The organism is Acidisoma sp. S159, from assembly GCF_009766125.1.
Lineage (GTDB): Bacteria > Pseudomonadota > Alphaproteobacteria > Acetobacterales > Acetobacteraceae > Acidisoma.
The window spans coordinates 49224-62745 of the sequence record NZ_LMUG01000104.1; the positions used below are offsets into that span (position 1 = coordinate 49224).

The window sequence follows — 13522 nt, forward strand, 5'->3', positions numbered from 1 at the left end:
GCCAATGGCTCTCCCCCGTGGGAGTGCTCCTGCGCGCTGACATTCCATCCCGCGAGCCACGCAATCCATTCGGAGGTCCAGCGGGAGTAGGGGTTCCTACCGCGCTCAAGACCTGCGCGTTGGGAGATCATGCCGTCCTCGAAGCGAGAGGTTTCATCTTGTCTCATGGCGGTTCCTTCGTGCAGCGCAGTCCGTTTACGCTGTGATGTGGTGCCTGGATGATGCCAAAACTTGACCGAAGTCTGTTCAGAGATAAGCCTTTAGGTGGCAGGTGCCGTGGGGGGATCACGCCACATTTGGCTAGGGCGGACTATGAAGTGCTTCACACCGGCGCATTCATTGGCGCGGGGACTCGTAGGGCGGGGCATCATTAGGCGCGCTCGCCCGGCGACAAGGCTTATTTACGCGCAGAGATCAGGGCGGCGCCCCACACGCCGCAAACCGGCCGCCAGCGGCAGACCGGACGCCTATAGTGGCCGGCGGGGCCCGCCGAGTTTGAGAACCGGCCTCAGGAGCCCGAATTGTTGCGGCCAACCATGGCCGCGCGACCCACCATCGCCGCCCGCCCAACCATCGCGGCGCGTCCGACGACTGGACCCCGACCGGCTGTGGCTGGCGTCTGGCCTGTCGTCATGTTGGTCCCGTCGCTCATCTCTGGCTCCAGCAACACATCGGCCAACCAGCCCGCCGAAATATCGATGCGCACGGTATAGTCGGCTTGGTCCTGAGCCCACATCCGAACGCCCGGCGTGAAGGTCTCGTTCATAAACTCCACCCCTACGAGGCTGAGCGCCTCATCCTTGAGTGGCTCGTGAATAGCGTCGCCTTCACCGAACACAAGCAACACCGCCGGCTGCGCGAGCTTGTAGTAATTGCCGAGGTAGCTGAAGCCGTAAATGCGGGCTAGTCCTGGTTTTAAATCGCCATCTTTGTTTCGATACTTTAGTTGCTCCTGTAAGGCGCGCAGAATTGGCGGTGCGCCCTTCAGTGTCCGTTCTTCGTCTTCCGTCTCTAGCTGGAGACCCTCAAATTTGTGCCCAAACAGACGAACCGTGCTGCCCGCGAAAAGTGTCTCTGCCAAAGTCGAGTCCGACATATTACGCCTCCAGATCGTGCATAATTAAATAGAGTAGCCGCTCAATTCGGATTCACTAAGCGTCTTATTCAGCCACTTACCTTGCGGCGATGCACCCCATTGGCATGCGCCGCGCGGATCATTTGGGAAGCATGCAACGCGCCGCCTGGACTGCATCCGGCGCAGCCGCCATGGCACGGGCTGATCTGCACGCTGAATCGGCCGGCTCGGCGCATCGACCGCCCCGGCAAAGGCACCGGCCTGAACTGCAGGAACGGGCTCGGATCGATCCCTCGCCAAAGAAAATGCGCCAGCATCGCGGGCATGAGAGGGCCATAGCCTTGCTCCAACATCGATTCGAGGAACCGAGCCGCTACTTCCTCGAACGACAATTCTTCGGGGCGGATGCTGAGCATGACGTGGGCGAGCGCCAGGCCGACAGCGTCGCGCGCGGAGCCGATTACGGCGGCGAACTCCTCGTTGAAGCGTGTGAGAGCTGAGGAGAAGACCTGATTCAAGTCCGTGAAGGCGTCTTCCACCTCCTCACGTGTCCAGCCCTGGGCATTCGCGTCATGCGGGATCAGCCCCGACGCGACCAGCCTATCCTGATAGATCTCCACCAAGACATCGAAGATCGCCCCGGTTAGCGGGGCCGCGATCCAATGCTGGTTGCGATTCTCTCCAGTCGGATCGATCCAGGAGCCGTCCGGGGCCAGCTCGATATCCGCGACCTCGGCCATTGTCGTCGTGTTCGCGGCCAGCCGAATCTGCGTATGCGCCGAAGTCTCGGCGATGCGGTTGACGAGGTTGAGCACATAGAGGTTGCCCCGGGTCTGTTCCAACAGGCGGGTCAGAACAGACGGGAAGTGCATGACGGCGGTCAGCGCCACGAGATCGGAGAAGGATTCGTGAAATGCCAGGAACGGCGCGCTGATCTTGTCCATGGACGGAACGCCGACCTGCGAGAACAGAATCTGATGGCCGGTCTCATGGGCAATCACATCGAAATTCAGGGCGTAGGGCTGCATGCTGCCATCGGGGCCCTTCCAGATGCCGGTCTCGAGAAAGCCTGGGCCACTCTGCGCGTTTGGCCAGTCCACGACCGGGATCAGTTCGGTGCGCGGATGTTCGTCACGGTCCCACCACTCGATCGGGTGACCCAGATAGCGCTCCCAGATATCCAGCGTGTAGCGCATCGAGCCGAACTGGTGCGCCGCCAGGAACTGGGGGGTGTCCAGGGGGAGGTGATCGAAATGTCCAGCCTGGTCCGGCAGGGCGGGCAGCAGCAGCGAGCCTCGGTAGGGCGGGCCATAGTCTGGCGGCTCATATGGCTCGCTCTTGGCGGCGGCATCGGCGACGTAAAGCGCATGGTCCGAGGGGCCGGGACCGATGCTGCCGGCAGGTGAGGGGATCTCGACAGTATCGGGAGGCATGTCTTCGGCGAAGGCGGGAAACAGCCGGAAGCGGGTCCCGCCGACGCGCGGTATCATGTCGCTTGTGCGTCGAGGGAGATGCCCCGGCCTCATCATGCCTGCGCCCGGACGAAGGTGTATTCGCGCCATACAGCGAGACGGAATGCCGCCTCGTCTGTCCAGCCGAACGGTGCCGGCGTGCTACCGTCCCAATTTGATCTTTCCGCGTACCAGCCGAGCGCCGCATCAAGCAGCGGTCCGGGTTCCGGCGCCGGTCGTTCAGCCAATTTGGCGTGCTTGGCTCGGGCCCGTTGCAAAAGCTCAGCGAATCTGCAGGTGAGGCGGAGGTGATCGATGATGGCGTTGTCGAGGCCAGGCGGAGGCAGCGTGAGGGAGGCGCTGATCCCTGCCTCGTCACGCACTGCCCGCCGCAGCCACTCGGCCGTCGCGGCATTGCCGGCGAGCCAGGCATCGAGATCGGCGCGGCGGGTGAGGCCCCGCGCGAGGCGGAACCGGTCGAGCGCCAACCGGGCATCGTCGCTACGGGGTTCTGGGGCGGCGGCAATGGCGCAGAGGCGTCCGAGCGCGGCGCGGGCCGTGTCGTGCCAGTCATCCGTCCGCAGCCGTGCCTCTTCCAGCACGAGCGTCTCATCGAGCGCGAGCGCATCGCCGGCTGTAACGAAGTCATGCCACGCCTGGCTGTATTCGAACCGAAATGGCGCGGCGAAGGGCGCTGGGCGGTCGGCCAAAAATTGGCGGAGCTTGTCCAGCAGCGCCAACGCATCGAGCCGCTTGCGCGCCACTGTTCCATGCGGCAGCCACGCTCGCAGATTGGTCGTCGTCGCTTGGTCAAGAGTATCGGCGGCCAGCGCGACGAGGCGCGCGATACTGCGTTCGCCGAAGGGCAACGCCTTGAGTTGCGTGGTGATTGCCAGAGCCTCCGGAGCGGTCAGGAGCCCCGCATCCGCAGCTGCGCGCAGAGTGTCGCGGAGGTCCACCATCGCGTCCGACAACGGCTTGTGGGCCAGTTCCGCCGGGGCATGGATCACCGCGACTTCGTCGTCATCCTCGAAGGGTTCGGCAAATCCTGGCCAGATACCATCGCGATAGGCTTCGAAGACTTTGCCGACGCCTTGCATCCCAAACGGCGCGAGTTCGGCGGCGCGCAGCGCGCCCATGCTCGCCGCGCCGAAGACGTGTACTCCCTCGGTTAGCGCCCAGAGAATCTCGCGGTGCCATACGGCAGGATCGTGCAGGAACACGCCGTCGATCAGGGCGATCACCACGGGCCGGTGCTCGTGCACGGCGCGCCAAATGTCGCCCTGCCGCGCCGGAGGCAGAATGGTGGCGGGCAGCAGTGCTGCCGCCTCGGCCGTGGGCAGGGTCGGGCCTGTGAAGACGATTGCCGTCACGCGGCGGCTCGCGCGCGGGGGCCGAGCGGGTGCGCGTCGTTCTGCCAGGGGCCTTCCAAGCCGGGGATGATGACGCGCATGACGGGAATGCCGATCTCGGCTCGGCTGAGGTCGATGCAGGCCACCTGGGAAATCCCGCAATGTGAGAGTGCGGTCAGCGCTGCGTCGAGGTCGGCTTCTGGCGTCGCGTCGCGGTTTCGCGGGCGGAAGCGGGCGGCAGGTATCGTTCGCATGAGTTGCCGGGCCGCATCATCTCGGGCGGTGCGACCTGCGAAGTCAAAGCTCTCCGGCAAGAAATCATCGCGCGCGGCGGAAATCCGGGTCAGGCGCGCCTGTGCGGCCTCGGCTAGCGCACGAGACAGGGCCACGTCGGCGCCGGCATGGCAGCCGGAACCGAATTCGGGCTCTACCCCGGCCACGCCATCCGCGTCGCAAATCAAGACGAGGAAGGCCGGAAGTGCGATGTCCGTCGTCACGTCCCAGATATGGACATCGACCGATGCCGCCGCGAACCGCGCGAGCATCCAGCGACTGACTTCGCCATTTATTCCCGCGGGGTCGATGCATCGTGCCGCCTGGCATTCCGGCGACGCGGCATGCCATAGCGCTACGGCGTCGCGCTCGACGGCCTCGTAAATCCCCTGAAGCATGGCTTCGACCGGCGTATTCCCAGCGCCGAGCCCATTCGTGGTCTGACGGAACAGGCCAAAGCCGGAAGGTGCCGGCACGGTGAAGTCAGCGCTGACCAGTTCATACGGTACCCAAACGGGCGCGCCGGCCAGGAGATCGTGGGCGACAGTCCATAGGAACCGGGCGTTGGCCGGGTCGCCCTGACCAGTCAGCGGCAACCGGTCCGGCGTGACCGCTGCGCCGTGGCGAACGATTTCGCTGGCGTAGCCCAGACGCAATGGCAAGTCGGCATTCTCGGCGTGCCAGCATTCCGCCGCTTCCATCACCGCCGAGACCTTGGCGGCGGCCAGCGTGCGGCCCTTTCCCTGATGCACGGCGATGGAGCGCGAGTTCGGCCGATAGGCGGCGGCGACGGGGATACCGACGATGTCTAGTCCTGTGAGAACGCCGACGCGGGTGATGCCGAATTGGCCCAGGATGGGACGTAGCCGCGCCAGCGTGGCTTCGGGAGGCACGTCGCGATGCGGACCACCCGTTACCGTTGCGGGCGTCAGGTCAGCGCCGAGCCAATCCTTCACACGAATCCCCCAGCGGCGTGGGCATTCTGGCGATAGCGCGCAAGCAACTCGGCGGCCTCGGCGATTTCAGGTATTTGATCGTCATTCTCCACCTCGGCGAGCGCCCGCGCGAGTGCCGTGCCAGCCTCGGGCGTCATGCCGCGTCGCAGATCCAGTCGCGCCGCGCTCAGCGCGATGCGCAGACTGAGAAAGCTCGCGCCATGCTCTTCGGCCATCCGCGCCGCTTCAGCGAGCCAGGCGCGCGGCGTGTTCTCATCGGTGGGATCCCGCGCGGCTGTCGCCTCGCCCAGCACGCGCAACATGTCCGGAACCATCACCTTCAGGCCGCTGTCGACGAAGGTCTCGTGCGCTTCCTTCAACTGCGCGACCGCCTCGTCGGCGCGGCCGGCGCGGAGCAGCACTTCTCCGAGCAGAGACATATAAACGGGAAAATCCTCCTCGGTGCCGATGTCGCGCTGCCGGGCGATACCGTCCTGAAGCATTCGCAGCCCAGCATCGAGGTCTTCGCTGACGGCCTGTCCCCAACCTGTGAGGATGAGCGATTTCGCCTGATGGTCGGTGAAACCGTGTTCAGCCGTCATGCGCGCCAACTCGTTCGCATAGGAAAGCACCCCGCGCACGTCGCGAGCGTAGGCGCGATGCATAACCGCGCAGTCGAGCGCGTGGACGATGCTGCCCAGGTGGTTCAGGCCATGCCCCCATTCGAGCGCCAGACGCTCCTGCGCGCGGGCCTCCGTGAGCTGGCCCTTTTGCCAGAGCACCTCGCACAACTCGCCATGCGCGCAGACCTTCGCGTCATGATTACCGTAGAGCCCAGCGTGGTCTTCATAATCCCCGCCCGAGTAGATCGCCAAGCCCGCCTCGGCATGCAGGCGTGATTGTTCGAGCGCGCCAACAAAATAGTGGCTCGCCCAGGCGCAGTGGTGAGCCTCCAGCAGCGCTCCGTCATCGGCGAGCAATTGTGCACGCCGTAGCATCGACTCGGCGCGATCGGGCTTCGCGGCGTATTCCTTGGTGGTCCGCCACCATCCCCAGTAGATGGGAAAGAAGGCTGCATTCTCTGGCCGGTCGTCACAGAGCCCAGTCGCGGTTTCGTAGAGGTTGCGTGCCTCGGCCGAGCCCGGTCCGTTGAGGCCGATCAGCGCCGGGCCAAGCAGCGCCATGAATTGTAGCCGCAGGTCGGTCCATTCCTCGCCCAGCGCACCGATGCCTCGTTGCAGAAGTCGCGTCGCTTCCGTGAGGGCCGAGCGCGCCAGGCTGCGGCGCGCCGCATCCATCCAATGAGGCGCGGCGAAGTCTGGCCGGCCACCCTCGCTCAGATGCAGGGCTAGCAATTCCGGCCGCTGTGAAACCGAATCCGCTTCGTGTCGAGGCAGCGCATCGGCCACCCGCAGATGCATGCTGCGGCGCTGATCGCGCAGCACACTGTCGTAGGCCACGTCGCGCAGCAGTGCGTGGGTAAATGTGTAGGTCTCGATTGGCCCCGCGTGGTCGAGGCGCAGCACCCCGGCACTGGTGAGGGCGGCGAGCGGTTGCTCTAGCTCCGCGCGCGGCCAGCCCGCGACTACCGCCAGCAAATCCGCCTGTACCGAGCGGCCAATCACCGCGGCCACCTGGGCTACTTCCTTAGCGATCCCGGCGCGGTCGAGCCGTGCCATCAACGAATCCCGCAGGATGGCCGGGATCTCCGCGCTGGGCTCATCAGGCAATATAGGGGCGGGTAGAGCCGTTATCGTGCTGCCATCCGGGTTTTGGAGGGCCCGCAGCAACTCGACCGCGAAGAGCGGCACGCCGTCCGACTTTCGCACAACCTCCTCGACCAGCGCTGCCGGCAGTCTGCTGCGGCCGGGCAGGCCGCGCAGGATCTCGGCTACGTCCCGGGGATCCAAACGGACGAGATGCAACTTCGCGACGGATGTATCGGACAGCCACGGCGCCGGGGAACCTTCGCGCGCGCTGACCAGCAGCATCACCCGCCGATCCTCGATCCGGGCGGCCAGCCGCTCCAGCACCTCGAGCGAACTCGGATCGAGCCAGTGGAGATCCTCCACGACCGCGCAGAGCGGCGCAGCGTTCGACAGCGCGAGAAGTCGGTCGGCCAGCGCCGCAAGGATTGTTTCGCGGAGCTGTGCTGGCGAGTCGCCGATGCCGGGAGCGGCCGGTGCAACGCCAAGCAACTCGGCAAGGTCGGTTTCCAAAACCGGCCCAGCGGCGCCAGCGGTGGCGCCTGCCTCGGCGCGGAGCCAAGCGGCGAAAGGCAGGAGCGGGCTATCCACGTCGAAGGGGGAGGCTCCGAGCTGCACGACGTGACCGCCCAGCGCGCAGTGCTGAGTCAGAAATGTCTCGATCAGCCGTGACTTGCCGATGCCCGCCTCGCCGCTGACCAGCACGGTCTGCCCGACGCCCTTCATGGCAAGCGACCAACGGTCACCGAGGAAGGCGAGTTCGTCTACCCGGGCGCAGAATGAAGTGAGGTGTTGCCCCGAGGCATTCACGCCCCGTGTAGGCCGCGGCATTTCCCGCAGCACGCGCCACACTTGCCGAGGGGCCGCGAACCCCCGCATCTCGATCTGACCGAGATCCTCGCAGGCGAATAAGTCGCGGACCCGCTCATGGACCTCTGCCGCGATGACGACCCAGCCGGGCTCGGCGACCGCCTGGACCCGTGCCGCGAGATTGGGGGCCGAGCCGATGATGGTGCGGAGGTCAGCGGTGCCGCCAGCCAGCATGTCGCTGATGATGACGCGGCCCGTGGCGATGCCGATGCGTACGCGAAGCGGCGCCGGGGCGGGGGTCGCCAGTTGCGCAATGTCGCGCGCGATGTCGAGCGAGGCGCGCACCGCTCGCTCTGGGTCGTTTTCGGTCCCAACCGGGTAGCTGAAATAGGCCAAGATGCCATCGCCGACCTGCCTGGCGATGCTGCCGCCATAGCGCCGGATCGTCGCACCGCAGGCATCGCGGTAGCGGCGGATCACCTCCATCAGGTCTTCCGGCTCCAGAAGTTCGCCCAGTTCGGAGGAGCCGACGAGATCGATGAACACGATTGTTAGCGGCCGTCGCTCGGCAAGCGTGGTGGGCGGTGGGGGAGGCGGGTCGGGCTGGAGCTCAAGCACAGCGCGGCGGAAACGTCGCCGTTCGCCGATGGTCAGGCCGAGTTCCTTGAGGTCGTCCTCGGTCAGGTCACGCAGCTGCGCATGTTCGATCCGCTCGGCGCGGAAAGAATCGATATAATGCCCCAGTTCAATTGACCTAAGCCAGTCTTCCACTCAAATCCCCGGAGGCTCAATGAGCCCGGTGTCTAGCCATAGGATGCAGTCACGGCCAAGTTCAACGTCGATCTAGCGGATGATTATGCTTCCGATAGCACCGCGCCTGTCTCGCTGGCAGCGGTTGGTCGATTGGCGTTGTTGAGAGCCATGCGCTGCACGCGCATGGACAGTGCCGAAATTAAGTCGAGATCGCAAGTCACCGGCCAAAGCCGCGTCGCCATTCGGGAGACGCTCACTACCGAAATGAAATAGCCAAGACCTCAATGAGGGCTTTCAGGTCTTGCGAAAACCGCGGGTGTTTCCCGTTCGCGCCGGCATGGTCGGAACGTTGGCGGGTTCAATCCATTATCGCCTGAAGAGCATCGGGTTGGCGGAGGATAATGTGCCCATCCTCCTCGTCCAGAATGCCCTGTTCGCGCCACGATCTCAGCTGCTTGTTCACGCTTTCCCGGGTGGCGGCGATGAGCGAACTCAGATCGGCTTGCGAGAGCTTCAACTGGATCCGCCGACCCTGTTTGCCCTCCATGCCGTAACGGCTGCTCAGCTTCAGCAGCAGGCTCGCCAGGCGCATCGGGATGTCCATCAGCGCGACCTCCTCCAGAGCAAGACTGGTCGTGCGCAGCCGGTCGCATAGAACCGCTATCAGGCGAAGGGCGAGGTCCGGGTTCTGCGTCAGCAGGGGGAGGAAGTCGCGGCGCTCGATGAGTAAAACGAGGCAATTGTCCATCGCGACCACATTGGCGCTTCTGGGTCCGCCGTCCAGCAGCGCCAACTCGCCGAGTGTCGCGCCGGTCTCGTGGATCATCAGAGTCACCTCCTTGCCCTCGGCGGAGGTGGCCGTGACCCGTGCCCGGCCGGCGACCAGGACCATCATGTTCGAGCCTTCTCGGCCTTGTTCCAGCATGGTCTCGCCCTTGCGGAACCGGCGTTCCTTGACGCAATCGAACAAGCGCTCCCGTTCCGGCGGGTGCAGCACGGAGAAAAGCCAGCTTCGGCTGAGAGAGTCCCACTTCGTTGCCCGATCAATCGGGGTTATCAGCATCGGTGAAGTCCTCTTCGCGTCCGGTCCATCACCCCACGTCGCAGAAGCGCAGAGTTTCGTCTCGCGGCAGAGGGTGCGTCGAGCCACGCGGTATCGCAATGGGTGATCTGGCCAGTGCCCGCGAACTGGGAGAAGGCTATTGTGGGTTTGCCGGACGGGGGCCAATCGCCAGATGCTTCGATGGCGGGACAGTGACGGACAATAGGCCGATGATCACAAGGATGGTGGTTCAGACGACCAGCTGGCTGGCGGGGATGGGGGCCATCCTTTTCCTCGCAGCCGGCGACTGGGGCTGGCCGCAGGGCTGGGTTTTCCTGGGCGAGATCGCGATATCGAGTTTCGCATTGGGCTTCTGGCTGGCGCGCCATGACCCGGCCCTCCTCGCGACACGTCTTTCGGCGCCTGTGCAGCCGGATCAGCGACCATGGGACCGCGCCTTCATGGCCGCCGCCGCGCTCGTCTTCGTCACATGGTTGGTGGCGAGCGCCTTTGACGCCCGTCGCTTCAGGTGGTCGGTCGTTCCGTTTTGGGTGGAGGCCGTCGGAGCGTTGTTGATCGCGCTGTGTATGGTTGTCGTCTGGCAGACGTTTCGTTTCAATACTTTCGCGGCCCCGCAGATACGCGTGCAAAGCGAGCGCAAGCAGCGCGTGATTAGTGACGGGCCCTACCGCATCGTTCGCCATCCCATGTATGCCGGCGCCCTGCTGATGTTCGTGGGGACGCCCCTGCTGCTGGGCTCCTGGTGGGGGGTGCTGGTCGTTCCACTCGCCATCGTGGGAATTGGTTTTCGAGCGGTGGGCGAGGAACGCATGCTGTGTGGCGAACTTGCAGGCTACGAAGAGTACACCCGGCGCGTCAGGTACCGGATGGTACCTGGTTTCTGGTGAGAAGACGGGTCTCTCGCTCGCCAGAGTGGCCCTGTCTTCTCAGCTTTCACTGGCATGCGAAGTCCACGGGGACGCGGCCTCCAGTATTCGCTCCGACAGATTGTTCGACGGCTTTCTTTCCATATTCGGTGCAATGCGATTGTGCGACCTGCTGCAGCTCGTCAGTACTCCGCAGGGCGGGATCCGCCAAGATTGTGATTGCGGTTGGGGTCGCATCGCGCACCTCATAGCCAGGCGACGCGTTCAGGGCGCAACCGGACAGTCCCAAGGCCGCGAAACCCAATGCGAGTACCCTTCGAATCATATCGCCTTCCTTCCTTATCTCGCCCTAGCGGGGCCGTTGGTGCGGCAGACTGTCAGGCCGCCGCATCCCGCGACAGTTAGCGTTCGGCTCCAGGATACGAGATGAGGCGTGGGATGCGAGCATCCATCATTTCCCCGGCGAGACTCCGAAAGCAAGCTTGACATGCAAGTCGATGCTTGCCTATCTATATGCAGGTAATCACTTGCATAAGCTGCCGATGGCTGAGCGCCGAGACCATACCGACTTGCTGTTCAAAGCCCTTACCGATCCCGGCCGGCGTAAGCTCCTGGACGTGTTGCATGCAAATGACGGTCAAACGCTCAACGACTTGTGCGAGCATCTCGATATGACGCGGCAGGGCGTGACGCAGCATCTGGGTGTGCTGGAGGCAGCTAATCTGGTCGCCACCCTGCGCCGCGGCCGCGAGAAGCTGCATTTCCTGAATCCAGTGCCTCTACAGGAGATCTATGAGCGCTGGATTGCCAAATTCGAAAAACCGCGCCTGAAGGCGCTCTCGGATTTGAAACAAAGCCTGGAGAAAGCCGATGAGTAGATCGACCTTTGTCTATGTGACCTATATCCGCACCACGCCGGAGAAGCTTTGGTCAGCGCTGACTGACGTGGAGTTCATGAAGCAATACTGGTTCGGCATGCGCTGCGAAAGCCAATGGACAGCGGGAGCCTCATGGAAGCTGGTATCCGCTGACGGCCAGATCTTCGACGCCGGCGAGGTCGTCGAAGCCGATCCGCCACGGCGCCTGGTCATCCACTGGCAGCACCAGAACAAGCCCGAACTCAAGGCCGAGGGCTACTCGCAATGCACGATGGAACTGGAGCCGATTGGCACGGCGGTCAAGCTCTCTATCACCCACACCATCGAGCGCGAATCCTCAAAATTGATCGAAGCGGTGTCCGGCGGCTGGCCGAAAATCATCTCCAACCTGAAGTCCCTGCTGGAGACCGGCTACGCCGTTATGCAAGAGCCGTATCCCGTCGAGAGCGCTCACTCTGAGGAAGAGTAGCAAGGAACGGGGGGCTGCGCCCTTGACGTATCTCTTACTTAGGCTCGCAACTCCCAAACGCCGTATAGGCTTGACCATTGCCAATTGCCGCCAGACTAAAAGCACCGTCCTGATCCGCGACTGTGATGGTCCAGCTCAAACCATTCTGCACGCCGTCGAGCACAGCAAGCCCCTGATCCCGAGTCATGCGGTCGATGTTCGTTGACAGGGACGCCCCATCAGGCCTGCGAGCAGAAATGGTATGGTTTTTGCGATCAATCGTGAGAAGTTGCGGGGCGTTGATCGACTCGGAAGTCTCACGTCGGCAACCCTCCCCCGGAACGCAGGAGGCTAAATCCACTATTGCGCAGATGAGGGTCGAGTCGTCTGTCGCAGGGGATGCCGCCTCAGCATTGCTGCTCGCCATACCGAGTGCAGCGAAGAACGATAAAGCTCCCATAAAGTGTCTCATCCAACGGTGTATCCGCGTCCTTGCATACAGGTCCCAAGCGCCCGATTGTAGAGGGAACGCTGCTGAGACGCCGATGACTGCTGTTGCCTGTTTTGATCCCGCCGACGTATCCCGCCTATCAGAGCGCCGGAGGCGGCCCCGATTGCCGCTCCCTTGCCGGCATTTCCGCCGATCGCTCCTCCAACGGCACCCACGGCGGCACCGCGCACCGCTCCTCGCATGGGTGTGGCACCGTAGGGTGCTGGCTGGGGCGCGGCGAGAGACGGATCGTATCCACTCTGCTGCACAGCCCATCTATGGCATGCATAGCGATCTTGATCCTGCTGCGCGGGGCTTTGGCCCTTGGCTGGATAGATGACAAGACCTTGCGCTTGGCAAGGCGTCGCCGTGGCGACAGCTCCAAGAAGCATTAGCCCAATCAAGTGCCAGCCAAGGCTTTTTCGCCTGCTCATATCGCCGTTCCAGTCCACAACAAGCTCATGCCTTCGTGCCAGACACCAAGCCGAAAGTTTAGAAATCTGTATCAGCATGATGAGTTGGCCCGAACCGCGTCTTTGATCAACGGCATTCCCGATGACCATTCACGTAGGCGCATCCTTGCTGGAAGGCCTTGGTCGCGCTATTGCCGCGCCAGCCAGTCGCGCTCGTACCTGGTGCAACCCGATGATAGTAGCCGCCCTGCGGGGGATGATAATAACTGCCACTTTGCGACGAATGATATTGGCCCGTGTTCCTATTGTAGGAGTGGCCCGCCCCGGAGTTTTTATTATATGTCGCCGTTCCGTTCGTGCCGCTACAACCGGCAAAATTGGCAGTCTGACCGCACGACGCGAATGCCGCTGGTGCGGTAGCAAGCAGCAGGCAGACAAAAACGATTAGGCGATTCATGTCCTGGCTCCATCTAAAGGATCGCCGGCAGCTGAGATCACCCGCCGCAACAAGCGGGCTTTATGAGTGGGGTACATTTCGAATTCCGCGAGGCGACGCTTTTCGTGCCACCTCCGGAAGTTGACTTTGAGTCGCAGATCATTTCGCGGCAACAGTCTTCCAACTTATTGAGACATCTCGCTTTCCTTGGCGTTTAACAGCGCTTGCAGGCAGGTGGGCGAGACTTCGCGCATATGCTTTTTCATGCATTTCTTGATTCGATTGTTGCCCGGCTCGACTTTGCCGCAGAGACGCTGGACGTCGGGCCCGCAAGCCTGCATCACCGTCTGCGCCATCGCGGCCGAGGATAGAGGGCCAGCAGTAAGCAGCAGGGCCAGAAAGATAGCTTTCATTGCCGCTGTTCCTAAACCATATAATTTGGAAAGACACGGTAGGGCATCAGACGCGACCGCGCTATGGATTTCTGAGAGCAAATATCGTCCCTATATCACTTGGAATGTATTCGCCCCGCTAGTTCCTCTCGGCAAAACGTGTCGCGGCGCGGATGGGTTG

Annotated in this window: 12 protein-coding genes; 3 read left to right on the plus strand and 9 right to left on the minus strand. The window is 63.2% G+C overall.

The features are described 5' to 3' along the window. Window positions 1-508: 508 nt before the first annotated feature. The 6 genes from GSQ92_RS29425 to GSQ92_RS29450 form a co-directional block, all read right to left on the minus strand. A complete protein-coding gene (locus GSQ92_RS29425; protein ID WP_159014884.1) occupies window positions 509-1096 on the minus strand; it encodes a hypothetical protein in 588 nt (195 codons plus the stop codon). Between the two features lie 68 nt (window positions 1097-1164). Continuing rightward, window positions 1165-2565 (minus strand): hypothetical protein, encoded by a 1401-nt coding sequence (locus tag GSQ92_RS29430; RefSeq protein ID WP_159014886.1) that lies wholly within the window; start codon window positions 2563-2565, stop codon window positions 1165-1167. Window positions 2566-2600: 35 nt separating this feature from the next. Further along, window positions 2601-3899 (minus strand): TfuA-like protein, encoded by a 1299-nt coding sequence (locus tag GSQ92_RS29435; protein ID WP_159014888.1) that lies wholly within the window; start codon window positions 3897-3899, stop codon window positions 2601-2603. Then, a complete protein-coding gene (locus GSQ92_RS29440; protein ID WP_159014890.1) occupies window positions 3896-5107 on the minus strand; it encodes a YcaO-like family protein in 1212 nt (403 codons plus the stop codon). Before GSQ92_RS29440 ends, GSQ92_RS29435 begins: the two co-directional genes overlap by 4 nt. Continuing rightward, complete coding sequence (locus tag GSQ92_RS29445) at window positions 5104-8373, minus strand: AAA family ATPase (RefSeq protein ID WP_159014892.1); 3270 nt, start codon at window positions 8371-8373, stop codon at window positions 5104-5106. The genes GSQ92_RS29440 and GSQ92_RS29445 overlap by 4 nt, the downstream gene beginning before the upstream one ends. A gap of 340 nt (window positions 8374-8713) precedes the next feature. Continuing rightward, window positions 8714-9418, minus strand: coding sequence for a Crp/Fnr family transcriptional regulator (locus GSQ92_RS29450; protein ID WP_158801491.1), 705 nt, complete (start codon window positions 9416-9418; stop codon window positions 8714-8716). A gap of 209 nt (window positions 9419-9627) precedes the next feature. Between GSQ92_RS29450 and GSQ92_RS29455 the strand changes: the two genes are divergently transcribed. The 3 genes from GSQ92_RS29455 to GSQ92_RS29465 all read left to right on the plus strand — a co-directional run bounded on the left by GSQ92_RS29455 (window position 9628) and on the right by GSQ92_RS29465 (window position 11631). Further along, a complete protein-coding gene (locus GSQ92_RS29455; protein ID WP_159014894.1) occupies window positions 9628-10305 on the plus strand; it encodes an isoprenylcysteine carboxylmethyltransferase family protein in 678 nt (225 codons plus the stop codon). Between the two features lie 506 nt (window positions 10306-10811). Beyond that, complete coding sequence (locus GSQ92_RS29460; RefSeq protein WP_216857039.1) at window positions 10812-11162, plus strand: helix-turn-helix transcriptional regulator; 351 nt, start codon at window positions 10812-10814, stop codon at window positions 11160-11162. A gap of 16 nt (window positions 11163-11178) precedes the next feature. Beyond that, window positions 11179-11631 carry an SRPBCC family protein gene (locus GSQ92_RS29465; RefSeq protein WP_216849902.1) on the plus strand — a complete coding sequence of 151 codons (453 nt, stop codon included), beginning with the start codon at window positions 11179-11181 and terminating at the stop codon, window positions 11629-11631. Window positions 11632-11665: 34 nt separating this feature from the next. Here GSQ92_RS29465 and GSQ92_RS29470 read toward each other — a convergent pair whose 3' ends face one another. The 3 genes from GSQ92_RS29470 to GSQ92_RS29480 form a co-directional block, all read right to left on the minus strand. Next, window positions 11666-11818 carry a hypothetical protein gene (locus tag GSQ92_RS29470; RefSeq protein WP_158801493.1) on the minus strand — a complete coding sequence of 51 codons (153 nt, stop codon included), beginning with the start codon at window positions 11816-11818 and terminating at the stop codon, window positions 11666-11668. A gap of 260 nt (window positions 11819-12078) precedes the next feature. Further along, complete coding sequence (locus GSQ92_RS32085; RefSeq protein WP_371417947.1) at window positions 12079-12663, minus strand: glycine zipper family protein; 585 nt, start codon at window positions 12661-12663, stop codon at window positions 12079-12081. Between the two features lie 471 nt (window positions 12664-13134). Continuing rightward, complete coding sequence (locus tag GSQ92_RS29480) at window positions 13135-13362, minus strand: cysteine rich repeat-containing protein (RefSeq protein ID WP_158801494.1); 228 nt, start codon at window positions 13360-13362, stop codon at window positions 13135-13137. Between the last annotated feature and the right edge of the window lie 160 nt (window positions 13363-13522).

Bases quoted from the DNA above. Each gene is read 5' to 3' on its own strand.
- GSQ92_RS29430 (WP_159014886.1), bottom strand. From the start codon at position 2,565: ATGATACCGCGCGTCGGCGGGACCCGCTTCCGGCTGTTTCCCGCCTTC.
- GSQ92_RS29425 (WP_159014884.1), bottom strand. From the start codon at position 1,096: ATGTCGGACTCGACTTTGGCAGAGACACTTTTCGCGGGCAGCACGGTT.
- GSQ92_RS29450 (WP_158801491.1), bottom strand. From the start codon at position 9,418: ATGCTGATAACCCCGATTGATCGGGCAACGAAGTGGGACTCTCTCAGC.
- GSQ92_RS29480 (WP_158801494.1), bottom strand. From the start codon at position 13,362: ATGAAAGCTATCTTTCTGGCCCTGCTGCTTACTGCTGGCCCTCTATCC.
- GSQ92_RS29470 (WP_158801493.1), bottom strand. From the start codon at position 11,818: ATGACTCGGGATCAGGGGCTTGCTGTGCTCGACGGCGTGCAGAATGGT.
- GSQ92_RS29455 (WP_159014894.1), top strand. From the start codon at position 9,628: ATGATCACAAGGATGGTGGTTCAGACGACCAGCTGGCTGGCGGGGATG.
- GSQ92_RS32085 (WP_371417947.1), bottom strand. From the start codon at position 12,663: ATGGTCATCGGGAATGCCGTTGATCAAAGACGCGGTTCGGGCCAACTC.